Raw genomic sequence first — 20,806 nt, forward strand, 5'->3', positions numbered from 1 at the left:
GGTCGACACCGCAGAACCCCGGTAAAAATACCCAAGCGTAAAGGGACGAGCAGCACGTGCTAGGACTTTCGAAGATTCTCCGCCTCGGTGAGGGACGCGCCGTCAAGCGCCTGTCCGCGGTCGCGGACCAGGTCATCGCGAAAGAGGACGAGTACGCCGCCCTCTCCGATGCGGAGTTGCAGGCCAAGACCGATGAATTCCGGGAGAAGCTCGACAAGGGCGCCAGCCTGGATGACATCCTGTTGGACGCCTTCGCCACCGCGCGTGAGGCATCCTGGCGCGTCCTTGGCCAGAAGCACTACAAGGTGCAGGTCATGGGTGGTGCAGCGCTGCACTGGGGCTATGTCGCCGAGATGAAGACCGGTGAAGGCAAGACCCTGACCTGTGTTCTCCCCGCCTACCTCAACGCCCTGGGTGGCAACGGTGTCCACGTGGTCACTGTCAACGACTACCTCGCCCGGCGTGACTCGGAGTGGATGGGTCGTGTCCACCGCTTCCTCGGTCTGTCCACCGACGTGATCCTGTCCGGCAAGCGTCCCGCCGAACGTCGCGAGGCCTACGCCGCCGACATCACCTACGGCACCAACAACGAGTTCGGCTTCGACTACCTGCGCGACAACATGGCGCACTCCCTCGACGACCTGGTGCAGGGTAAGGAGCACAGTCACAACTTCGCCATCGTCGATGAGGTTGACTCGATCCTCATCGACGAGGCACGTACCCCGCTGATCATCTCCGGTCCGGTCGGCGGCTCCTCGCAGTGGTTCACCGCCTTCTCCCGGATCGTGCCGAAGATGACCCTCGACATCCACTACGAGGTCGACCCGAAGAAGAAGACCGTCGGCATCAAGGAGGAGGGTGTCGAGTTCGTCGAGGATCAGCTCGGTATCGACAACCTCTACTCCCCGGAGCACTCCCAGCTGGTCAGCTACCTGAACAACGCCATCAAGGCCAAGGAGCTGTTCACCCGCGACAAGGATTACATCGTGCGTAAGGGTGAGATCGTCATCGTCGACGAGTTCACCGGCCGTATCCTCGACGGACGTCGCTACAACGAGGGCATGCACCAGGCGATCGAGGCCAAGGAGGGTGTGGAGATCAAGAACGAGAACCAGACCCTGGCCACCGTCACCCTGCAGAACTTCTTCCGCCTCTACGACAAGCTGGCCGGTATGACCGGTACCGCCGAGACCGAGGCCGCCGAGCTGAAGTCGATCTACAAGCTCGACGTCGCCTCGATCCCCACCAACCGACCGAACCAGCGTGTCGACCACATCGACCTGGTGTACAAGACCCAGGAGGCGAAGTACGAGGCCGTGGCCGCGGACATCGCCGAGCGGGTCGAGAACGGACAGCCGGTGCTGGTCGGTACCACCTCGGTGGAGCGCTCCGAGTACCTGTCGAAGCTGTTGCAGGCGCGACACATCCGTCACAACGTGATCAACGCCAAGTACCACGAGAAGGAGGCCGAGTACGTCGCGCAGGCCGGCCGTCTCAAGGCCGTGACCGTGGCGACCAACATGGCCGGCCGTGGTACCGACATCGTGCTCGGTGGTAACCCGGACATCATCTGCGACCTCACCCTGCGTGAGCGGGGACTGGATCCGGTGGAGGATCCGGAGGCCTACCAGGAGGCCTGGGACGAGGAGATCGTCAAGGCCCGTGAGAAGTCCGCGGACGAGGCCGAGAAGGTCTGCGAGGTCGGCGGACTCTACGTCCTGGCCACCGAGCGTCACGAGTCCCGCCGTATCGACAACCAGCTGCGTGGCCGTTCGGCCCGTCAGGGTGATCCCGGCGAGACCCGCTTCTACCTCTCGATGCGTGATGACCTGATGACCCGCTTCGTCGGCCAGCGCATGGAGAACATGATGACCCGGCTGAACGTGCCGGACGATATGCCGATCGACTCGAAGATGGTCACCAGCGCCATCAAGGGTGCGCAGTCCCAGGTGGAGAACTCCAACTTCGAGATGCGCAAGAACGTCCTGAAGTACGACGAGGTGCTCAACGAGCAGCGCAAGGTGATCTACGGTGAGCGACGTCAGATTCTGGAGGGCGAGAACGTCGGTGAGCAGGTGCGCTCCATGATGGACGACACCATCGCCGCCTATGTCGCCGGTGCGACCGCCGAGGGCTACGTGGAGGACTGGGACCTCGACGAGCTGTGGAAGGCACTCGACTCCCTCTACGGTCCGTCGGTGACCGCCCGCGAACTCATCGACGGAACCGAGTACGGTTCCGCCGGTGAGCTGACCGCCTCCCAGCTGCGCAGGGCCCTGCAGAAGGACGCCAACGACCAGTACGACGAGCTCGAGGAGTCCGTGGTCTCGGTAGGTGGCGAGGACCAGATCCGCGGCATGGAGCGCGGTGTGCTGCTCAACGTCGTCGACCAGAAGTGGCGCGAGCACCTCTACGAGATGGACTACCTCAAGGAGGGCATCGGCCTGCGTGCCATGGCCCAGCGTGACCCCCTGGTGGAGTACCAGCGTGAGGGCGGCGACATGTTCGGCCGCATGAACGACGGCATCAAGGAGGAGACGGTCCGTCAGCTCTTCATGGTGCGCAAGCAGCTGAAGCCACAGCAGCCGGCTGCGGACGAGGGCCCGCTGAACGTCGATGACCCGGCGGACAGTAAGACCGCCAAGGAGCAGGAGCAGCAGAAGTCGGTGCCGAAGACCATCATCGGCGGCTAGGTCCGACGGCTAGCTCCGGCGGGTCAGATCAGCGTGATCGACTCGACCCGCCACTGCCCGCTGTAGCGGGAGAGATGGCCGACTACGGCCCTGACCCGACCGTCCCGGACCACACTCGCCGTGAATCCGAGGCGGTCGCGGTGTGTCGGGGGAATGTTCACACTGAGCACGCGCGACGGGGAGGTCCGGGTTCCACCGGTGGTGCGGAGTGTGCCGCGGAGTCGGTCACTCACGGTGGGGGAGAAGGGGCCTTTGCGCAGGACGGTGACCGGGCGCAGGCCATCCACCACCTCCAACCACGTGCCCACCAGCATAGCCACCCGCCGGGCCACCGCCTCACCGGCTGCGGGGTCGGCGTCGGACGGTGCGGCTGCTGCAGAGCCGGAGCCGGAGCCAGAGCCGGCAGTGTCGGGCGCGGTGTCCGCGGTGACGGGTGCGCTGGCGGGTGCGGTGGCCGCGACAGCAGGGGCGTCCCGAACAACGGTGTCTGCGGGCTCGGGACGTGAATCGTCCGTCGACGGACCGTCCCGACGCAGGACCGTCCCGGCGCGTGGTCGACGCAGGTACACCAGCCCCGGTACCGGCACGAACCGGTCCTCCCGGGAGGGTGTCGTCTTCTCGACCGTCTCCCCACTTGCCTGATAGTCCCCCATGCTCAACCAGTCTAGCCACGGCCGTGGCAGAATGTGGGGTATGCGTGCATTGATTGTGGACTACTGTGGCGTCCTCGACGGGGCGGAGGAAGACCGTCGACGGTGGCGGAAGGTGTTGACCGCGGCGAAGGACGCGGGGTATGCGACGGCGATCCTGTCCAACGACCCCGGCGGTCCCGGAGCTGACCCTATCCGTTCCTGGGAGCAGGCCGGGTACGTCGACACCGTCGTTCTCTCCGGTGAGGTCGGTGTGGACAAGCCGGACCCGGAGATCTTCGCGATCACCGCGGAGCGTCTGGAGGTGCCGGTCAACGACTGTATCCTCGTGGACGACTCGATCCTCAACATCAAGGGCGCCGTGGAGTGTGGCCTGATCGGCGTCTACTACCAGCAGTTCGACCGGGCGATCGTGGAGATCACCGGGCTGCTCGGCCTGGAAGGGAATTACTGAGATGCGCGTCTTCGTCCCTGCGACCTTCGACATGCTGGGCACCCTGGCGAAAGAGGGGCAGATGCCGGTGCGCTCCGGTATCGGCTTCGCACTGACCCCCGCCCTGCGCGAGTTCTACACCGCCGGTGACGACGAGGAGATGTCCTACGCGGCATTCCTCGAGGCTGCCCGGGCCTCGCTGCGTCTGCTGACGATCGGCGACGAGGAGCGCTTCCCGCACCGTCGGGTGGTGTTGTCGCTGGATGTCGAGGATGCCGACGTGACCAATGCGCCGGAGAAGGGGGAGTCGGTGGTGACCCTGTCGCCGGCTGTCATCGAGGTCTCGCAGTTGGCCGCGATCCACGTCGACGACGAGGGTAATGAGCCGGTCACCGCGGCAGCCATCGAGGTCGTCGATGCCGCCGACCTGGGGGACGAGGACGCCGAGATCACTCTCGGCGACTGCGAGGACAACCTGATGAGCTGGTACGACTCCCGGGAGCTCGGCGTCCTGGTTGATCTGCTGTAGCCGGCAGGCACAGACACACGGGAGAGGTCCCGGTCAGCGGTTTCGCTGACCGGGACCTCTGCGTGGGGCCTAGTGGTGCAGGTCGAAGCGGTCAGCCTCGGAGACCTGGGCCCAGGCGGCCACGAAGTCTTCGACCAAGGTCTCGGACGCATCGGCGCTGGCGTAGACCTCGGCCAGGGCGCGCAGCTCCGAGTTCGAGGAGAAGACCAGGTCTGCGCGGGTGCCGGTCCACAGCTCCTCGCCGGTGTCGCCGTCGGTGGCGACGTAGCGGGAGGAGTCGGACGCGATCGGGTTCCACTCGTTCCCCAGGGTCAGCAGGTTGACGAAGAAGTCGTTGCTGAGCACGCCCGGGCGGTCGGTGAGCACACCGTCTGCGGAGTCGCCGTAGTTCGCACCCAGGACGCGCAGTCCGCCGACCAGCGCGGTCATCTGCGGGGCGGTCAGCTCGAGCAGTGCCGCCTTGTCGACCAGGAGGTGCTCGCCCGGGACCTGCAGGTCCGCGCGCTGGTAATTGCGGAAGCCGTCGGACTCCGGCTCCAGGAAGCCGAAGGAGTCGACGTCGGTCTGCTCCTGGGAGGCGTCCACGCGTCCCGGGGTGAACGGCACCGCCACGGTGTGCCCACCGGCAGCGGCAGCCTGCTCGATGGCGGCGTTGCCGGCAAGGACGATCAGGTCGGCCAGGGACAGGTGCTTGCCCGAACCGGATTCGCTGAACTCCGCGTTGACCTCCTTCTGGATGTCCTCCAGGGCGCTGAGCACGCGGTCCAGCTCCTTGGGCTCGTTGGCCTCCCAGCTGCGCTGCGGCTCCAGACGGATACGGGCACCGTTGGCGCCACCGCGCTTGTCGGAGCCGCGGTAGCTGGAGATGGACGCCCAGGCGGTCTTGACCAGCTGGGCGGTGCTCAGGCCGGAGTCGAGGACGCGCTTCTTGACGGCGTCGACGTCCGCATCGGTGATGGTCTCACCCTGGGCCTGCGGCAGCGGATCCTGCCAGAGGAAGTCCTGCTCCGGGACCTCGGGGCCCACGTAGCGCGCCTTCGGGCCCATGTCGCGGTGGGTCAGCTTGAACCAGGCGCGGGCGAAGGCGTCGCTGAAGGCGGCCTGGTCGTCCTTGAACTTCCGGGAGATCTTCTCGTAGGCGGGGTCGACACGCAGCGAGATGTCGGTGGTGAGCATACGGGGCTCACGACGACCCTCGGAGTGTGCCATCGGCACCATGTCGGCGCCGCCGTTGTCCTTCGGGCGGTAGTGCCAGTGGCCACCCTCGCCGCGGACCGGCTCCCACTCGTAGGCGAACAGGATGTGGAAGAACTCGTTGTCCCAGCGGGTCGGGTGGTAGGTCCAGGTGACCTCCAGGCCGGAGGTGATCTGGTCATCGCCCTTGCCGGTGCCGTGGAAGTTCTCCCAGCCCAGGCCCTGTCGGTGCAGCGGGGCGCCCTCGGGGTCCGGGCCGACGTTCTCGTCGCTGTCCGGGGCGGCACCGTGGGTCTTGCCGAAGGTGTGGCCACCGGCGATCAGCGCGATGGTCTCCTCGTCGTCCATGTTCATCCGGTGGAAGGTCTCGCGGATGTCGTGGGCGGCCGCGGCCGGGTCAGGGTTGCCCTCGGGACCCTCCGGGTTGACGTAGATCAGGCCCATGGTGGTCGCACCGAAGGGCTTCTGCAGTTCACGGGTGGTTTCGTTGGTTCCGCTGTAGCGGGCGTCGGTGCCCAGCCAGTCGCTCTCCGCACCCCAGTAGACGTTCTCCGGCTCCCAGACGTCCTCGCGTCCGCCGCTGTAGCCGAGGGTCTCGAAGCCCATGTTCTCCAGGGCGACGTTGCCGGCCAGGACCATCAGGTCACCCCAGGACAGGGACTGCCCGTACTTCTGCTTGACCTGCCACAACACACGACGTGCCTTGTCGAGCCCGCCGTTGTCCGGCCAGCTGTTCAGCGGGGCGAATCGCTGCTGTCCGGTGCCCGCACCGCCGCGTCCGTCATGGGCGCGGTAGGTGCCGGCAGCATGCCAGGCCATGCGGATGATCAGCGGTCCGTAGTTGCCGAAGTCGGCCGGCCACCACGACTGGGAGGTGGTCAGGACGTCCTCGATGTCCTTCTTGACCTCGGCCAGATCGAGCTCGTTGAAGGCGGCGACGTAGTCGAAGTCGGCCTTGGTGGGGCGGATCTCCTGCGGGTTGTGGGCGAGCAGTCGCAGGTTCAGGCGCTTGGGCCACCACTGCTGGTTGGGGTTGCCCTCGGTCGGCAGGATCAGGCGCTCGTTGTCGGTGGGGTCGCCTGCCACCTGCCCTTCGCTGTGCGCTACGGGGCAGCCGCTGGTCTGGTCGGTCATGGGTGTTCCTCCTGGTTGTGGTTCACTGCGGTGTGGATGTGGGTGTTGCGGTGTTGGGTGTCGCGGTCATGGGTGGTGCCCGGCAGGCAGGTGTCGCAGATCGCCCGGAAAGTCACTTCCGCGGCGAGGATGGTGGACATGCCGTGGGTGTCGCTGGGTGTCAGGCATGGTGCGGCCCCGACGACACAGTCGACGTCCTCGAGTCGTCCGCACACCACGCACTGGATGTGGTGGTGGTTGTCCGACCGTTCGGTCTCGTAGCGTGCTCCGCCGGAGCCGGGCAGGTCGATGCGGCGTAGGACACCCCGTACGCTCAGATCGTTCACGACGTTGTGAACGGACTGCAACGAGATCGAGGGGAGCTCGCTGCTGACGCCGTCGTGCACCTCGGCCGTGGTGCTGTGGGGGTGGTCGTCGATGAACTTCAGGGCGGCGATGCGGCCCGGAGTTGCTCGCAGTCCCACCTCCCTCACACGGGTGGCCCAGGGGTCCGTCGGTTCTGTGCGCATGGCCCCATTGTGCACTCAGTTTTGAAAATACGCAATATTGAAAAAATCAAAAGTGGAAGAAGATGTGATGAGCTGGTGTTTTGCGACTGGGAGGGGTGCGGGCGAGGTGGCTACGGGCGGGGAGTCACGCGCTGTGCGACGCCGTGGATGATGAGCTCCAGCCCGAATGTGAAGTTGGCGTCCCAGGAGGTGTCGAACGCCCCTTCGTCCAGTGCGGCCTGGTGGGGGAACCGTCCTGACGTCAACTGTTCGGCGAGGATGCTTCCCTGTGTGGTCCAGAATTCCTCGTCCGACATGCCCCACTTCGACGCTGCGTTGCTCCACTGCAGCTGCTGTCGGGCCAGTCCCAGGACGTAGGAGTCGATGGTCGTCGCGAGGTTCATCTTCTCCGCATCGGAGAGGGGGAGGTCCTTCACTCCCTCCAGGAACAGCTCGAGGTCGGCGACGCTGGCGGGGCCCAGCACCGGGCGGGACCAGTTGGTCTGGATCGCCCACGGGTGTGTCAGGTACATCTCACGGGCTTCTGTGGCTGTGGCGGTGAGGAACGTCTGCCAGTCTTCGGCGGCGGCCTGCCGGCGGGTTTCGCTTGGGCCCACCACCGCGTTCAGCATGAGGGGGAGCAGCTCGTCCTTCGAGGGGACGTAGCGGTACAGCGTCATGGTGCCGACATCGAGTTTCTGTGCCAGTGCCCGCATGGACAGTGCGTCGACCCCCTCAGTGTCGGCCAGTTCGATCGCGGTGGTCACGATCTGTTCGAGGGAGAGGTTCCGGCGGGGGCCGCGTCCATGGTCGGGTAGGCCTTCCCAGAGGAGTCGCAGGCTTGTCGCCAGGGAATTCTTCTCGCTCATCGGATCCTCCACACTGCAGCTCTTGTCTTCTGGATACACTGTACGCTACTCTTCGAGGTACGGCGTACGCGGTACGGTGTACGCATAATTTGAGGAGGAACTGAGCGTGACAGTCCAGCCAGCTGTCCGCGCCACCGGACTGACCAAGAGATACGGGGACAAGAACGCCCTCGACGGGGTCGACCTGCAGATTCCCCGCGGCACGGTCCACGGGTTACTCGGCCCCAATGGTGCGGGCAAGGCCACCGCCGTCCGCGTGCTCACCACGCTCACCGACGCAGACGGGGGTGAGGCGAGCGTCGCCGGATACGATGTGCGTCGTTCTCCCCGCGACGTCCGACGTCACATCGGGCTGGCCGGCCAGCAGCCGGCCGTCGACGACATGATGACCGCCCGTCAGAACCTCACCATGTTCGGCAGGCTCTTCCGGCCCGACAAGAAGTCGGCACAGCGGCGGGCCGATGAACTCCTGGGGACTTTCGGGCTCGAGGGCGTCGGCCGGAAGTCCCCCAAGCAGTTCTCCGCCGGAATGCGCCGCCGCCTCGACCTCGCCGCGTCGATGATCCTGGCACCCGAGGTGCTCTTCCTGGATGAACCGACCACGGGGTTGGACCCGGCCGGACGCCGGGAGGTGTGGGAAGAGGTCCGGACGCTCTCGTCGCAAGGCACCACCGTCCTGCTGACGAACCACTACCTGGATGAGGCCGACCAGCTCTGTGACTGGATCAGCGTGATCGACAAGGGACGCAATTTCGTGGAGGACACCCCCACTGGACTGAAGAAGCGGATCGGGGACGAGCGACTCGAGGTCGTCGTGCGCGACCCCGGCGACAGCGGCCAGATCAGCCAGCTCAGCGAGCTGATCACCCGGATCGCCGACCAGCAGCCGGACGTCGACCCCACAGCCGGACGTCAGCGTCCCGGTGCCGGACGGTGTCGCGGCGCTGACCGCTCTGGCCGTCGAGATCCGCAACCGTGATATCGACATCGCCGACATCGCCGACATCGGCCTACGTCGGCCCACGCTGGACGAGGCCTTCCTCCATCTCACCGCAGAGAACACGTCCACCTCCCGGAAGGAGCCGGCATGACCACCCCGAACACCGCAACCACAGCCCCTGAGACTTCTGGGAACCTCATCTCCGCCGACGACAAGGATTCCCCGCTGTCCCGGCTGACCTGGGCAGCACGTGACTGCTGGACCATCGTCGTCCAGGAGTTCACCCACCTGGTCCGACAACCCTCCACCTTCGCCTGGCAGGTCGGCTTCCCCGTGGTGATGGTCCTGATGTTCGTCTACGTCTTCGGCTCAGCCATGGACGTCACCGGGCAGGGGGCCGGCGAAGGGTACATCGACTTCGCGATGCCCGGAATGTTCGCCATGACCATGGCACTGGGGTTCATGGACACCGCCTACGCGGTGACCCACAACTAGGAGAAGGGTTTCATGGACCGGTTCCGTTCCATGCCGATGTCCGGCTCCGCCCCGGTGACCGGACGCGCCCTCTCCGATGTCATCCGTGCGGCAATGGACCTGGTGGTCATCGTCATCGTGGCGCTGGTCATCGGCTGGCGGCCCGGCGGAGAACTGTGGGAGACCCTGCTGGCACTCGTGCTACTGCTGTGGCTCCGGCTCGCGCTGATCTTCATCGGCATCTTCCTGGGCCTGTGCATCAACAACACGGAGACGGCCGGCATGCTCTTCGCCGTCGCCTTCCCGCTGGGCTTCATCTCCTCGGTGTTCACTCCGCCGGAGATGATGCCGGGCTGGCTCGGGGCCATCGCGGCGTGGAACCCGGTCTCTTCGACCGCCACCGCCATCCGCGAACTCTTCCACACCCCAGGGATCGGCGGCATCGAGGCCAGCTACTGGATCAACGGCCACGCGCTGGCCGGTGCACTGGTCTGGCCGGCGATACTCATCGCGATCTTCGTGCCGCTGTCGGTACGCCAGTTCCGCCGTCTCTCGCGGTAAGTCCCGCTAGATCCAGCTGGGCGGCAGTCCTGCAGTGAGTGTCAGATAGCGGTGACTGTCAGAAAGGTGGGACGGATCGTCGGGATCCGGGCTGAATCACTGCAGATCATCCCACCTATCTGACACTGGCCGGGGCAGGCAGGGTGGGGCGGCGCCTACAGCTCCCATTCGTTGTTGCTGCGCAGTGCCTCGAGCAGCGTCCTGACCGCGGCGACCCGTCGGGCACTCGCCCCGGTCAAGGTGTCCAGGGCGCACTCCGGGTCGGCGGGCGGGCCGGCATGGGTGCAGCCCCGCGGGCAATCCTCGATGACCTCGCTGAGATCCTCGAAGACCTCGATGACCTGGTCCGGCTTGATGTGGGCCAGGCCGAAGCTGCGGATACCGGGGGTGTCCACGATCCAGCCGGTGTTCTCCGGTAGACGCAGCGCCACCGACTGGGTGGAGGTGTGCCGCCCCTTGCCCACACCCGATACGACGCCGGTTTCCCGGTCGGCATCGGGAACCAGCCGGTTGACCAGGGTGGACTTGCCCACCCCGGAGTGCCCGATCAAGGCGGTCACACGACCTGCCACGACATCGGCCACCGGCCCCACCGGATCCTCGACACCACAGACGATGACCTCGATGTCCAGCGCCTCGAACTCCGCGGCGAAGGCGGTCGGGTCGGCCAGGTCCGACTTCGTCAGGCACAACACCGGACGCAGCCCCCCGACGAAGGCGGCGATCAGGGCGCGTTCGACGAACCCGGAGCGTGGGGGAGGGTCCGCCACCGCAGTCACGATCAGCAGCTGGTCGGCATTGGCGACCACGACCCGCTCATAGGGGTCGGTGTCGTCGGCAGTGCGGCGCAGCACCGTCGTCCGGTCCTCCAGCCGCACGATCCGGGCCAGTGTCCCGTCACGTCCGGAGGTGTCGCCGACCACGGCGACACGGTCACCGACCACCACCGGGGTGCGCCCCAGCTCCCGGGCACGCATGCAGATCGCCGGCGGTGCGTCCGGCGCGGCACCGTCGATGACCACGCCCCAGCGGCCACGGTCCTTGGTGACCACCATGCCGGTCTCGGCATTCCTGTGGTCGGGACGGTCCTTCGTCCGGGGTCGGGTGCCCTTGCCCGGGCGTACCCGGATATCGGACTCGTCGTAGTGTCGTTTTCCGCTGGATCGCGCCATCGTTGCCCTTGGTAGCCTTCGCCCGTCGCCCGCTATCCGCGGACCATTCTGGTCCACCGGTCGGCGAAGTCGGGCAGGGTCTTGGCGGTGGTGGCGATATTCTCCACCTGCACTCCCGGGGTCTTCAGTCCCAGGACAGCGCCAGCGGTGGCCATGCGGTGGTCGGCGTAACTGTGCCACACCCCACCGGTCAGCGGGGCGGGGTCGATGATCAGCCCGTCCTCGGTCTGGTGGACCTGGGCACCTAGTGCGGAGAGCTCACGCTCCAGGGCGTTGAGCCGGTCGGTCTCGTGGCCACGCAGGTGGGCGATGCCGTAGAGATGGCTGCGTCCCTCGGCCAGGGCACACAGGGCGGCGACCGTGGGGGTCAACTCGCCGACATCGTGCAGGTCCCAGGTGATGCCGTGCAGTTCACCGGTGCCACGGACCTCCAGAGATCCGGAGTGGGCGTGGTACTCGGCCTCGGCGCCCATGTCCTGCAGGATCACCCGGAACTGGTCGCCGGGCTGGGAGGTGGTCTGCGGCCAGTTCGGTACCCGCACCCGGCCGTCGGTGGCCGCGGCGGCGGCGAGGAAAGGCGTGGCGTTGGACAGGTCGGGCTCGACCGTCCAGTCCCGTCCGGCGATCGACCCGGGATGCACGGTCCACCGGTTGAAGGTGGTGTCGACCGTCACCCCTGACTCACGCAGCATCTCCACGGTCATCTCGACGTGGGGCAGGCTGGGGATCGCCGACCCGGTGTGGATCACGGTGACGCCCTCGTCGAACCGGGCGCCGGCAAGCAGCAGGCCCGAGACGAACTGGGACGAGGCCGACGCGTCCACCCTGACTTCACCACCGCGCACCGTGCCTGTGCCGGACACGGTGAACGGCAGGGGGGTGTCGGCGCGTCCGGAGCCGGTGACGGCGGCGTCGAGGTCGGTCAGCGACGACAGGGTGGTGCCCATCGGACGTTTCTGCGCGGCCTCATCGGCGGTGAAGCGCACCTCGCCGGTGGCCAGGGCGGCGACGGCAGGCAGGAAGCGCAGGACGGTGCCGGCGAGGCCGCAGGCGACGTCGGCGCCGTGCAGCGGGGCGGGGACCACCTGGTGGACGTCACCATCGGTGGTGATGTCGGCGCCCATCGCGCGCAGGGCATCGGTCATCAGGTCGGTGTCGCGGCTGCGTAGGGCACCCTCGATCCGGCTCGGGCCGTCGGCAAGGGCGGCGAGGACGAGGGCCCGGTTGGTGATCGACTTGGATCCGGGCACGGAGACGGTCGCATCGACAGGGGAGGAGGCCACGGGAGCTGGCCACAGTTCAGCGGTCATGTGCGCCATTATCCCATGGGAAGCTTTCGGCGGTAGTTTGGGTCATATGTGCGGACGATACGTCATGTTCAGCTCCACCGAAACCATCGTCAGTGGCGTCGGAGCCATGACGCGCCTGCGCGGTGGTGACGGCCGGGGGCGCATCGGCGTGGTCGGTGGGGGACCGACAGCCAACTGGAACATCGCGCCGACCCACACCGTGCCGGTGGTGCGCGAGTTCGTGCAGGCCGGACAGGCCGGGGATGACGGCGATGACGGAGACCCGGCACTGACCCTGGGGCCGGCCTCATGGGGTTACCCGGCGCCGTGGAAGAAGGGGCTGGTGCTGTTCAACGCCCGTGGGGAGAGCGTCTTCGACAAGCCGAGTTTCCGGGGATCCCAGCCGTGCCTGTTCGTCATGGACGGTTGGTATGAGTGGCATGAGAAGCGTCCCTACCTGGTCACCGGCCCCGGACTGCTGGTCGTCGCCGGACTGTGCCGTCCTGCGCGGGAGGGCGAGGGATTGGACGCCACGATCATCACCACCGCCTCCGCCGGGCCGTTGGGCTGGCTGCATGACCGCATGCCACGGGTGCTCGGGATCGCCGGTATCGCCGGCCCCGACACCGACGGCGACATCAGTGCCGTCGGTGCCGCTGAAGTGCACGCGTGGCTGTCCGGTACCGACGACGACCGCCGCACACTGGCGGCGTCCACCCCGGGCGGGGACGTGCTGGATATGCTCGCCACCCGCGAGGTCGACCGTCGGGTCGGAAACGTCGCCAACAATGACGCCGGGCTCATCGACGGTGTGTCTGACTAGAGTCCGACTACACTGGCGGGAACAAAGTCACCCCCGGTGGCGTTGACACCGGTGGCCGAAAGGAGCACATGAACGACCACGTGAAGCGCAGCGACGACAGCGACGAGCAACTGCTCGAACGCTTCGAACGCGATGCGCTGCCGCTCCTGGACCAGCTCTACGGCGCGGCCCTGCGGATGACCCGTAACCCGGCTGACGCCCAGGATCTGGTTCAGGACGCCTACATGAAGGCGTACCAGGCGTTCGGGTCGTACAAACCCGGCACGAACCTGAAGGCGTGGATGTACCGCATCCTGACAAACACCTACATCAACCAGTACCGCAAGGCTCAGCGACGACCGAAGGAGACCTCCGATGAGACGGTCACCGACTGGCAGCTGGCCGATTCGGCGTCCCATGACTCCACCGGGCTGAGGTCCGCGGAGATCGAGGCCCTGCAGCGGATCCCGGACACCCGTATCCAGGACGCGCTGATGGGCCTGTCCGACGACTACCGCATGGTGGTCTACTACGCCGATGTCGAACAGCTGCCCTACAAGGAGATCGCCGAGATCATGGACACTCCGATCGGCACGGTGATGAGCCGTCTGCACCGGGGGCGCAAGCAGTTGCGCGCGAAGCTGAAGGACGTCGCCGCCGAACACGGGATCAGCACCGAGGAGCGCTCGAAGCGTCCGGCGGGGAAGATCTAGAGGAACATCACGATGACTGAGAACACCAGTGGGACACCAGAACACAGCAAGTGCGAGGAACTCGTCGAGGTCCTCTACGAGTACATCGACGTGAAGTCCGGGGACTGCGAGGGAGCAGAGTACCGCCAGGCGCGGGCCAACCTCGAGTCGCATGTTGAGGAATGCCCGTCATGCCTGGAGGCGCTGGGCATTGAGCAGCAGGTCCGTCAGTTGCTGCGGGCCCGGTGCGGGGAATCCGCCCCTGCGGAGTTGCGGGGCAGGATCGTCACCGCGCTGCATGCGTCCGACGGGTCAACGTCGGTGACGTCGGTGCGCTCCACGACGGTGCGCTACACCGAAGGCTGACTGCAAGGGCGCTGAATACGAAGACAGGGCCCGCACCGGGAAAATCCCCGGGGCGGGCCCTGTCTGGCAGTCGAACAACGCTTAAGCGTTGGGACGCTTGCCGTGGTTCGCCTTCTTCTTGCGGCGGTCCTTGCGCTTACGGCCACGCTTGCTCATGATGGCTCCTCTATAGGTGGAACGGATAACCGTTCAAGGATAACGGGAGGGGTGCACTGGGCGAAATCACCGTGTGCAGTGTGCGCAGGACAGGAACTCAGCCTCGGGGTGTGGACCCTGCGGGAACTTCTGGAACTGTTACGCGGTGGCGACCCGGGTGCGGGTGCGGCCGCGGTTGTTGCGACGCTTCAGGGCGCGGCGCTCGTCCTCGCTCATGCCGCCCCAGACGCCGGCATCCTGGCCGGACTCGTTGGCCCAGGCGAGGCAGGAGTTGGTTACGGGGCACTTGTTGCACACCAGCTTCGCCTTGGCGATCTGGGCCAGTGCCGGGCCGGAGTTGCCGACCGGGAAGAAAAGCTCGGGGTCTTCGGAACGGCAGATTGCCTTGTGACGCCAGTCCATCGTGATCTTCTCCTTCAACGCTGTGTACGCAGTGTGGTGTCCGGACCAGGTTCCTTGGGGCGCGGGAAAGTCACGCCCGTGGGCCGTGAAGGTGGTCCGGAGTCGTCGGTGTGGGGTGAGGCAGACCCGTTGAGCCATCGCAGTAGGAGGTGGCGGGACGGTGTTGCCCAGGGCAGAGATGACGGGAATGGTTTCGGTGTTAACCGGGATGTAACCTCGTGTCCCTCTCTCTGTTACGTGACTCAGTGTGGCACGACCGCGGGGGGCTTCGCTAGGGGTGCACGGCAAAGAGTGGGGAACATCACACTCATTTGATTTGGCCTGAAAGGTAAGGGTGGGTTAACGGAGGGTCGTCGGAGGTGAGGGGCCGTGACGGTGCAGGGTCGGGGCCGTGACAGTGCCGGGACGGGGCCGATGGTCGGTGGCGCCCAGTAGACTCGGGACCATGAATGGAGACGACGGAAGAGCGCTGGTGCTGCCACCGAGCGTGCGCTGGGCAGGACGGCTGGGACTGGCCGAGGGATTGGTGGGCTTCGGCACTGGAGTGGCGATGATCGTGCGGGACCTGCAGGGGGTCGACACGCCCGGGCTCAACGGGGTCGCGACAGGGATCTGGTTCCTCTTCTTCGGTGGGGTTGTGGCCCTCGCCGGGTGGTTCCTGTCCCAGGGGCGCCGGTGGGGCCGCGGACCGGTGGCCATGCTCCAGCTGATCCTGGTGCTGGTGTCGGTGTTCATGTTCTCGTCGGGGAATATTCAGGCCGGCATTCCTACTGCGTTGGTCGGCATCGTCGGGCTGGGCCTGTTGTTCAACCACGATGCGGTGGACTGGTCGGCCCAGCGGCATCTTCGCTGAGAACGCTGCCCAGGGGATTTGCCCAGGGCCTGCCGGTCAGTTCAGGCCCACCATCGTCCCGCCCCGCTGCTCGATAACGACCTCACCCTGCACCCGCAGGTGTACCGGGCCGGCCCACCCGCCACGGTCCACCGGGATGACCCGGTCGACCGTCCCATCGGACCAGTCGACCACCGCGACCCCGTCCGACACCGGCACCAGGAGCCGGTCGTCCAACGCCGCCCCGGTGCCGATCGCCGGGACACTGAACCGTGGATCCAGCGTGGTGGGGCCGAAGCCGATCAGACGCTCTCCGTCGAACCAGGTCATGTGGTGTGGCAGGTCCCCGGTCTCCGGCAGGAAAAGTGATCCGGACGTGGTGGAGGGCTTACTGGCCCCGTTGGCCTCGTTTCCCCCGTTTCCTCCGTTGGCCCGTGCCGCCATCGTCGAACTGGGGTCCGCCGGGTGCTGCCCGAACCCGCCGTCGGTGTGCAGCACCTGGAACCGGCTGCCCTGGAAGTCCTCGGCATCGCGGGCCCTGGTCCCGGAGCCGTGGACGTAGATCACCGCCGCCTCCTCGGCGACCCCGACCAGCTCGGCGTCCGCCGGGACGGTGAACTCGTGGGTCTCCTCCGGCTCACCGGACTCCTCCGGGACCGCCTTCTGCAGGCTGACGGTGCGCTTGCCGTCCTCGCGTCCGCAGTCGGTCACCACCGCCAACAGCTGTTTACGGGCCTGGGCAGAACTGAACTGGCAGCCGTCGAGGGGCTGGGCGTCCACATTCACCGGGGACTCGACATGGCCAAGCTCCACGGTGCGTACCAGATCACTGCGCCACAACTCCACCCGCTCGGTGCTCAACACCCCGACACTGTCGAGGGAACGGAACATCCGGACGTCGTCGGAGGTCAGGGCGGAACGGGTGTCATGGTAACGCCCGGTGGCGGCATCGAGACTGGTGGCGTCCCCACAACCCTTCGGCCCGTGGTACACCGCGATGACCCGACGCCAGTTGGCGGTCATCCCGCACAGTTCGCGGTCACGGCTGTAACTCCACACCTCGGAACCGTCGGAGGTGTCCAGTCCTGCGATCCGGTTACCGTCGCGGACGATGGCGGCCCCCTCCACGGTGACCGGCTCGCCGGTGTCCGAGGGTTCGGACTCGGCCCGCCAGATCTCTGTCAGTGACTCCGGGACCGGGGCATCGGAGACACCGGGTGCGATGGCGTCACCAGCCCCGGCAGTCTCGTGGCTGGTGGACCGCGAATCGGAGAAGAACCACGTCCCGGCGACGATGAGCAGCACCACGACGGCGATGGCCGCGGCCACCATCAGGTCGGAGCGGGAGCGCTGTTCGGCAGGTGCCCACCGACGACGACCGGTCAACGGCGCCCCTTGCCACGCTCCGGACGGCCCTGCCGGTCCGGACGATCCTTCCGGCCGTGCTGTGCCTGCCGGTCCCGGCGGGCCGGTGCGGTCGCCGACGCTGAACCCTGGACGTCACGCGGCGCACCGACCCGGTCGGCGACGTCCCCGGACAGGCTGAACTCATCGAGGAACTCCGGTGATCCGGAGAACCACCGTGGCGGCTCTCCCTTGCCCAGGTCCAGGGTGTCGTCGATCGCCGACCAACGGGTGACCTCGTCCCAACCGACCAGTGTCACCGCGATGCCCGAACGTCCGGCCCGGCCGGTGCGTCCGATCCGGTGGACATAGGTCTTGTCGTCCTCCGGCACCTGGTAGTTGATGACATGGGTGACGTCCTCGACGTCGATGCCGCGGGCGGCGACATCGGTGGCGACCATGACGTCCACCGTCCCCTCCCGGAAGGCGGCGAGGGACTTCTCGCGGTCCTTCTGCCGCATGTCGCCGTGTACCGCGCCGACGGCGAACCCCAGCTCGGCGAGATCACCGGCGATGATCGCCGCCTGCCGTTTGGTGCGGGCGAAGACGATCGTGCGTCCCCGACCCGGGGTCTGCAGGATGCGGGCGAGCACACTCATCCGGTCGAGCTTGTGGGACTGGAAGACAATCTGCCTGGTGGTGGTGTGCGTGGCCTGCGCCGACTCGGAATCCGCACGGATCAGCACCGGCCGGTTCATGAACTCCCGGGTCAACGCCACGATCGGTCCGGGCATGGTGGCGGAGAACAGCATCGTCTGCCGCGGCTGCGCGGTCTGCTTCATGATCGCCTGGACGTCCTCGAGGAATCCCTGGTCCAGCATCTCGTCGGCCTCGTCGAGCACGAGGATCTCGACGTGGGAGAGGTCGAGATGCCCCTGCCTCGACAGATCCAGCAGGCGGCCAGGGGTACCGATGACGACATCGGCGCCGGCGTCGATCGCGGTGATCTGCGACTCGAAGGGCACCCCGCCGTAGATCGTGGTGACCACGAACGGGCGGTCACCGACGCGGAGGTTGCGGGACGCTTCGGCAAGGTCTTCCGCGACCTGGAGACACAGCTCGCGGGTGGGGACGACCACCAGGCCACGGACCGTGCCGTCCAACTCGGCGACCCCGGCGTCGTCGAAGACCCGGTCGAGCAGCGGGACACCGAACCCCAGGGTCTTGCCCATGCCGGTGCGGGCCTGACCGATGAGGTCCTTGCCGACCAGCGCCAGGGGCAGGGCGCGTTCCTGGATGGCGAAGGCCCGGCCCCGTCCGTCCGATTCGAGAGCCTCGGCGATCTCGACGGCCACACCGAGATCACGGAACGTGGGTCGCTCCACGGGCACCTTCCCTTCCTGCTGCTACGTCAACGCTATGATGGTCCACGTTACAGCCAAGGCAATGTGAGAGGGAAAGACACCGCAACATGGACATCAAGGTCGGTTTCGTCAACAACCCGCGCGATCTGGTCATCACCAGTAGCGAAGAGCAGGAAGCGGTGGCAGCGCAGGTCGAGGAACTGCTCGCCGGAGACAACGCCAAAAACACCCTGTCCCTCAAGGACAACAAGGGTTCGGTGTACGTCATCGTCCGTGACCAGGTCGCCTATGTCGAGGTGGGCTCGTCGGCGTCCCGTCCCGTGGGCTTCATCTGAGCGACGGCAACGTGACTGATCCGGGACGCGAGCCGGTCCGCCGGGAGCGCTTCACCCTCCCTTCGTCGGAGCTGGAGCGCCGGGCGGACTACCGCGAGCGCCATGCTCGGGAACGGGAACGTCGGCAGCGTCGGAACCGGTGGATCGGGGTGTCCGGCGTCCTGGTGGCGCTGACGACCATCGGTGTGGTCATCGAACTGGCCGTGAACAGTGGCGGAGGATCCGGTGGCGATGATGCTGTGTCGTCGGCGTCGTCGGCGTCAGGGTCAGCTGCGAACGGTGGGGACGGGGGCGACTCGTCGGAGTCCGCCGGGCCGGTTCCCGGCACCGCCCCTGCCACCGACGTCGGCGAGTTACCTGCCGGCGGCGAGTTCAGCAGCTCCGGTGACGGAACGTTCCACGGTGTCGGCACCGCCGGTGCCACCGCCGGCGACGTCGATGGACTCGGCGACGAAACCTACACCTACGTCGTGGAGCTGGAGGACGGGGTCAACGGCTCCTCCTTCGGTGGTGGGGACGCCTTCTCCGCCACGGTGGACGCCGTCCTCGGCGACCCACGGTCGTGGGTGTCCACCGGAGACTACGCCTTCGAACACATCAGCGTGCGCTCCCAGGACACCCCGGACCTGCGGGTGCGCCTGGCCAGCCCGGAGACCACGGTACAGCTGTGCGGTGGGACGATCGACCGGGAGACCAGCTGCTTCATCCAGGGGCCCGATGACGAGGGAGAGGCCGGGGCTGGCCGGGTGATCATCAACCTCGCCCGGTGGGTCCGTGGATCGGGCAGCTTCGAGGGTGACCTCGGTGGCTACCGCCAGTACGTCCTCAACCACGAGATCGGGCACGGCATCGGATTCGCCGTCCACCAGCCGTGTCCGGAGGACGGGGCGTTGGCCCCGCTGATGATGCAGCAGACCCTGAGCCTGAACAACGGTGACCTCGAGGACCTGGATGCCGGGGCAGAGTACGGCGGCTCGGCGGCGAACAACACCTGCCGGCCGAACGCCTGGCCCTTCCCGCACGGACGTAGCGAGGGTGAGGCGGTGGATGTGCGGGACTGACCTGCATGTTCGACTGCCCTGAGACACTGTTGCAGTTTGCTGTCCGAGGTCGGGGTTAGAGTGTGAGCCATGTCAGACACGACGACGAACCACTCCACCGACCGCTCCGCAGAAGAACCGCAGACGGCGATCCGGGCAGGTTTCCAGGTCTCCCACGCCGCCCCGGTCGCCCTCGGTGAGGCGTGGGGTGAAGGGTGGCGGTGTGACCAGGCCGTGCTGATCCCGTCGGACGACCGGGCGCGCGCGACCTGGACGGCGCAGGTGATGGACCAGGTCCGCCCCTCCGGGGTGTCGGTGGCCCGCCCGCTGCGCTCCACCGACGGGCGTTACACCCTGGGTGGATGGACCGCGCGTGGCTTCCTCTCCGGGCACCGTGCCCCGAGATTCGACGAGACGGCGGCCAGTGCACTGCGGTTCAATGAGGCACTGGCGAAGGTGGATGCGGCGCGTCGGCGCCCGGCGTTCCTCGACACGTCCGCGGTTGTCGCCGCCGCCGGGGCCACCGGGTCTGCCGGTGGCGGGGGAGTCGGCGAACTCAGCGAGACCGCCCTGTTCGCCGTCGCCGAGGCCGCGGCCTGGGCCGATGACCCCACTGAGTTGCTGGCCCCGGTGATGGACCTTGCCGAGGTGCCCCGCGACGATGTCGCTGCGGCGATGGAGAAGGCGACCGGACTGATGTTGCTGCGCACCGAGGTCGCTGCAGCCGACCAGCTGGTGCACGGTGACGTGCTGGGGTGCACCATCTACGACGGCTACGCCGACCCGGCGATCGTGGACCTGGTGCCGGCCTGGCGACCGGCCGGCTGGTCGGTGGCGCTGCTGGTGGTGGACGCGATCGCCTGGGCGAATGCCGAGGACGGGTTGATCCAGCGGTGGAGCCACCTTCCCGATTTCGACCAACTGCTGCTGCGCGCGGTGATGTACCGCCTGTTCGTGCATGCGGTGTTGCCGGACTCCTCGCCGAGCGCGTGGAGCGGCATCTCCCGGGTCAGCGACGTCGTCGCCGCACGGGTCGGGGTGTGAACT

At 67.0% G+C, this 20,806-nt stretch carries 24 protein-coding genes; 14 read left to right on the forward strand and 10 right to left on the reverse strand.

Going from position 1 to position 20,806, the window contains the following annotated elements:
• Positions 1 to 56: 56 nt before the first annotated feature.
• Positions 57 to 2,693 (forward strand): preprotein translocase subunit SecA, encoded by a 2,637-nt coding sequence (gene secA / locus ACTXPP_RS05225; protein WP_301520978.1) that lies wholly within the window; start codon positions 57 to 59, stop codon positions 2,691 to 2,693.
• A gap of 23 nt (positions 2,694 to 2,716) precedes the next feature.
• Here the strand turns inward: secA and ACTXPP_RS05230 are convergent, their stop codons facing one another.
• Complete coding sequence (locus tag ACTXPP_RS05230) at positions 2,717 to 3,346, reverse strand: Rv3235 family protein (RefSeq protein WP_301498543.1); 630 nt, start codon at positions 3,344 to 3,346, stop codon at positions 2,717 to 2,719.
• 40 nt (positions 3,347 to 3,386) lie between these two features.
• On the opposite strand from ACTXPP_RS05230, the gene ACTXPP_RS05235 reads away from it, so the two are divergent.
• Entirely contained in the window at positions 3,387 to 3,797 is a 411-nt protein-coding gene (locus ACTXPP_RS05235) for an HAD family hydrolase (RefSeq protein ID WP_301498542.1), read from the forward strand.
• Between the two features lies 1 nt (position 3,798).
• Positions 3,799 to 4,305 carry a DUF6912 family protein gene (locus ACTXPP_RS05240; RefSeq protein ID WP_301498540.1) on the forward strand — a complete coding sequence of 169 codons (507 nt, stop codon included), beginning with the start codon at positions 3,799 to 3,801 and terminating at the stop codon, positions 4,303 to 4,305.
• A 69-nt stretch (positions 4,306 to 4,374) separates the two neighbouring features.
• On the opposite strand, the gene katG is transcribed toward ACTXPP_RS05240, so the two are convergent.
• From katG to ACTXPP_RS05255, 3 genes are all read right to left on the reverse strand, one after another.
• The gene (gene katG, locus ACTXPP_RS05245; RefSeq protein ID WP_301497786.1) at positions 4,375 to 6,633 is read right to left on the reverse strand and encodes a catalase/peroxidase HPI; all 2,259 of its coding nucleotides are present in this window, start codon (positions 6,631 to 6,633) and stop codon (positions 4,375 to 4,377) included.
• Positions 6,630 to 7,142, reverse strand: a complete 513-nt coding sequence (locus tag ACTXPP_RS05250) for a Fur family transcriptional regulator (RefSeq protein WP_301497784.1) — start codon at positions 7,140 to 7,142, stop codon at positions 6,630 to 6,632. Before ACTXPP_RS05250 ends, katG begins: the two co-directional genes overlap by 4 nt.
• A 110-nt stretch (positions 7,143 to 7,252) precedes the next feature.
• Positions 7,253 to 7,990 (reverse strand): TetR/AcrR family transcriptional regulator, encoded by a 738-nt coding sequence (locus ACTXPP_RS05255; protein WP_301497782.1) that lies wholly within the window; start codon positions 7,988 to 7,990, stop codon positions 7,253 to 7,255.
• A gap of 106 nt (positions 7,991 to 8,096) precedes the next feature.
• Here ACTXPP_RS05255 and ACTXPP_RS05260 point away from each other — a divergent pair, with 106 nt between their 5' ends.
• The 4 genes from ACTXPP_RS05260 to ACTXPP_RS05275 are packed head-to-tail and all read left to right on the forward strand — an operon-like array spanning position 8,097 to position 9,965.
• A complete protein-coding gene (locus tag ACTXPP_RS05260; RefSeq protein WP_443341225.1) occupies positions 8,097 to 8,969 on the forward strand; it encodes an ABC transporter ATP-binding protein in 873 nt (290 codons plus the stop codon).
• Complete coding sequence (locus tag ACTXPP_RS05265) at positions 8,914 to 9,081, forward strand: hypothetical protein (RefSeq protein WP_443341226.1); 168 nt, start codon at positions 8,914 to 8,916, stop codon at positions 9,079 to 9,081. Before ACTXPP_RS05260 ends, ACTXPP_RS05265 begins: the two co-directional genes overlap by 56 nt.
• Positions 9,078 to 9,425, forward strand: a complete 348-nt coding sequence (locus ACTXPP_RS05270; RefSeq protein ID WP_301497778.1) for an ABC transporter permease — start codon at positions 9,078 to 9,080, stop codon at positions 9,423 to 9,425. The genes ACTXPP_RS05265 and ACTXPP_RS05270 overlap by 4 nt, the downstream gene beginning before the upstream one ends.
• Positions 9,426 to 9,437: 12 nt before the next feature.
• A complete protein-coding gene (locus ACTXPP_RS05275; protein ID WP_301497777.1) occupies positions 9,438 to 9,965 on the forward strand; it encodes an ABC transporter permease in 528 nt (175 codons plus the stop codon).
• A gap of 155 nt (positions 9,966 to 10,120) precedes the next feature.
• On the opposite strand, the gene rsgA is transcribed toward ACTXPP_RS05275, so the two are convergent.
• On the reverse strand, positions 10,121 to 11,137 hold the full coding sequence (gene rsgA / locus ACTXPP_RS05280) for a ribosome small subunit-dependent GTPase A (protein ID WP_443341229.1): 1,017 nt from the start codon (positions 11,135 to 11,137) through the stop codon (positions 10,121 to 10,123).
• A 32-nt stretch (positions 11,138 to 11,169) separates the two neighbouring features.
• Complete coding sequence (gene aroA / locus ACTXPP_RS05285) at positions 11,170 to 12,447, reverse strand: 3-phosphoshikimate 1-carboxyvinyltransferase (RefSeq protein WP_443341230.1); 1,278 nt, start codon at positions 12,445 to 12,447, stop codon at positions 11,170 to 11,172.
• A gap of 46 nt (positions 12,448 to 12,493) precedes the next feature.
• Here aroA and ACTXPP_RS05290 point away from each other — a divergent pair, with 46 nt between their 5' ends.
• From ACTXPP_RS05290 to rsrA, 3 genes are all read left to right on the forward strand, one after another.
• Positions 12,494 to 13,249 (forward strand): SOS response-associated peptidase, encoded by a 756-nt coding sequence (locus ACTXPP_RS05290; protein ID WP_443341231.1) that lies wholly within the window; start codon positions 12,494 to 12,496, stop codon positions 13,247 to 13,249.
• Between the two features lie 68 nt (positions 13,250 to 13,317).
• On the forward strand, positions 13,318 to 13,941 hold the full coding sequence (locus ACTXPP_RS05295; RefSeq protein ID WP_301494772.1) for a sigma-70 family RNA polymerase sigma factor: 624 nt from the start codon (positions 13,318 to 13,320) through the stop codon (positions 13,939 to 13,941).
• A 12-nt stretch (positions 13,942 to 13,953) separates the two neighbouring features.
• A complete protein-coding gene (gene rsrA, locus ACTXPP_RS05300; protein WP_301494770.1) occupies positions 13,954 to 14,286 on the forward strand; it encodes a mycothiol system anti-sigma-R factor in 333 nt (110 codons plus the stop codon).
• A gap of 81 nt (positions 14,287 to 14,367) precedes the next feature.
• Here rsrA and ACTXPP_RS05305 read toward each other — a convergent pair whose 3' ends face one another.
• Both ACTXPP_RS05305 and ACTXPP_RS05310 read right to left on the reverse strand, forming a co-directional pair.
• Positions 14,368 to 14,442: a 50S ribosomal protein bL37 gene (locus tag ACTXPP_RS05305; protein ID WP_431832944.1), complete on the reverse strand. Its 75-nt coding sequence runs from the start codon at positions 14,440 to 14,442 to the stop codon at positions 14,368 to 14,370.
• Between the two features lie 138 nt (positions 14,443 to 14,580).
• A complete protein-coding gene (locus ACTXPP_RS05310; RefSeq protein ID WP_301494768.1) occupies positions 14,581 to 14,844 on the reverse strand; it encodes a WhiB family transcriptional regulator in 264 nt (87 codons plus the stop codon).
• Between the two features lie 445 nt (positions 14,845 to 15,289).
• Here ACTXPP_RS05310 and ACTXPP_RS05315 point away from each other — a divergent pair, with 445 nt between their 5' ends.
• Entirely contained in the window at positions 15,290 to 15,697 is a 408-nt protein-coding gene (locus ACTXPP_RS05315; protein ID WP_301494766.1) for a hypothetical protein, read from the forward strand.
• Positions 15,698 to 15,733: 36 nt separating this feature from the next.
• Here the strand turns inward: ACTXPP_RS05315 and ACTXPP_RS05320 are convergent, their stop codons facing one another.
• Together ACTXPP_RS05320 and ACTXPP_RS05325 are read right to left on the reverse strand one after the other, a co-directional pair.
• Positions 15,734 to 17,062, reverse strand: a complete 1,329-nt coding sequence (locus ACTXPP_RS05320) for an Rv3212 family protein (protein ID WP_301494764.1) — start codon at positions 17,060 to 17,062, stop codon at positions 15,734 to 15,736.
• Positions 17,059 to 18,411 (reverse strand): DEAD/DEAH box helicase, encoded by a 1,353-nt coding sequence (locus ACTXPP_RS05325; protein ID WP_301494762.1) that lies wholly within the window; start codon positions 18,409 to 18,411, stop codon positions 17,059 to 17,061. The genes ACTXPP_RS05320 and ACTXPP_RS05325 overlap by 4 nt, the downstream gene beginning before the upstream one ends.
• Positions 18,412 to 18,491: 80 nt before the next feature.
• On the opposite strand from ACTXPP_RS05325, the gene ACTXPP_RS05330 reads away from it, so the two are divergent.
• From ACTXPP_RS05330 to ACTXPP_RS05340, 3 genes are all read left to right on the forward strand, one after another.
• Positions 18,492 to 18,719, forward strand: a complete 228-nt coding sequence (locus ACTXPP_RS05330) for a DUF3107 domain-containing protein (RefSeq protein ID WP_301494760.1) — start codon at positions 18,492 to 18,494, stop codon at positions 18,717 to 18,719.
• A gap of 11 nt (positions 18,720 to 18,730) precedes the next feature.
• Positions 18,731 to 19,780 carry a DUF3152 domain-containing protein gene (locus ACTXPP_RS05335; protein ID WP_301525287.1) on the forward strand — a complete coding sequence of 350 codons (1,050 nt, stop codon included), beginning with the start codon at positions 18,731 to 18,733 and terminating at the stop codon, positions 19,778 to 19,780.
• 69 nt (positions 19,781 to 19,849) lie between these two features.
• Complete coding sequence (locus tag ACTXPP_RS05340) at positions 19,850 to 20,803, forward strand: TIGR02569 family protein (protein ID WP_301494756.1); 954 nt, start codon at positions 19,850 to 19,852, stop codon at positions 20,801 to 20,803.
• Positions 20,804 to 20,806: the final 3 nt, after the last annotated feature.

The organism is Candidatus Corynebacterium faecigallinarum (genome assembly GCF_052264515.1).
GTDB classification, from domain to species: Bacteria; Actinomycetota; Actinomycetes; order Mycobacteriales; family Mycobacteriaceae; genus Corynebacterium; species Corynebacterium faecigallinarum.

What these genes read in the sequence shown, in the direction of transcription:
- aroA (WP_443341230.1), bottom strand. Translation starts at nt 12,447, where the DNA reads ATGACCGCTGAACTGTGGCCAGCTCCCGTGGCCTCCTCCCCTGTCGAT.
- rsgA (WP_443341229.1), bottom strand. Translation starts at nt 11,137, where the DNA reads ATGGCGCGATCCAGCGGAAAACGACACTACGACGAGTCCGATATCCGG.
- ACTXPP_RS05255 (WP_301497782.1), bottom strand. Translation starts at nt 7,990, where the DNA reads ATGAGCGAGAAGAATTCCCTGGCGACAAGCCTGCGACTCCTCTGGGAA.
- ACTXPP_RS05275 (WP_301497777.1), top strand. Translation starts at nt 9,438, where the DNA reads ATGGACCGGTTCCGTTCCATGCCGATGTCCGGCTCCGCCCCGGTGACC.
- ACTXPP_RS05235 (WP_301498542.1), top strand. Translation starts at nt 3,387, where the DNA reads ATGCGTGCATTGATTGTGGACTACTGTGGCGTCCTCGACGGGGCGGAG.
- ACTXPP_RS05290 (WP_443341231.1), top strand. Translation starts at nt 12,494, where the DNA reads ATGTGCGGACGATACGTCATGTTCAGCTCCACCGAAACCATCGTCAGT.
- ACTXPP_RS05315 (WP_301494766.1), top strand. Translation starts at nt 15,290, where the DNA reads ATGAATGGAGACGACGGAAGAGCGCTGGTGCTGCCACCGAGCGTGCGC.
- katG (WP_301497786.1), bottom strand. Translation starts at nt 6,633, where the DNA reads ATGACCGACCAGACCAGCGGCTGCCCCGTAGCGCACAGCGAAGGGCAG.
- ACTXPP_RS05240 (WP_301498540.1), top strand. Translation starts at nt 3,799, where the DNA reads ATGCGCGTCTTCGTCCCTGCGACCTTCGACATGCTGGGCACCCTGGCG.
- ACTXPP_RS05340 (WP_301494756.1), top strand. Translation starts at nt 19,850, where the DNA reads ATGTCAGACACGACGACGAACCACTCCACCGACCGCTCCGCAGAAGAA.
- ACTXPP_RS05230 (WP_301498543.1), bottom strand. Translation starts at nt 3,346, where the DNA reads ATGGGGGACTATCAGGCAAGTGGGGAGACGGTCGAGAAGACGACACCC.
- ACTXPP_RS05330 (WP_301494760.1), top strand. Translation starts at nt 18,492, where the DNA reads ATGGACATCAAGGTCGGTTTCGTCAACAACCCGCGCGATCTGGTCATC.
- ACTXPP_RS05295 (WP_301494772.1), top strand. Translation starts at nt 13,318, where the DNA reads ATGAACGACCACGTGAAGCGCAGCGACGACAGCGACGAGCAACTGCTC.
- rsrA (WP_301494770.1), top strand. Translation starts at nt 13,954, where the DNA reads ATGACTGAGAACACCAGTGGGACACCAGAACACAGCAAGTGCGAGGAA.
- ACTXPP_RS05250 (WP_301497784.1), bottom strand. Translation starts at nt 7,142, where the DNA reads ATGCGCACAGAACCGACGGACCCCTGGGCCACCCGTGTGAGGGAGGTG.
- ACTXPP_RS05270 (WP_301497778.1), top strand. Translation starts at nt 9,078, where the DNA reads ATGACCACCCCGAACACCGCAACCACAGCCCCTGAGACTTCTGGGAAC.
- ACTXPP_RS05310 (WP_301494768.1), bottom strand. Translation starts at nt 14,844, where the DNA reads ATGGACTGGCGTCACAAGGCAATCTGCCGTTCCGAAGACCCCGAGCTT.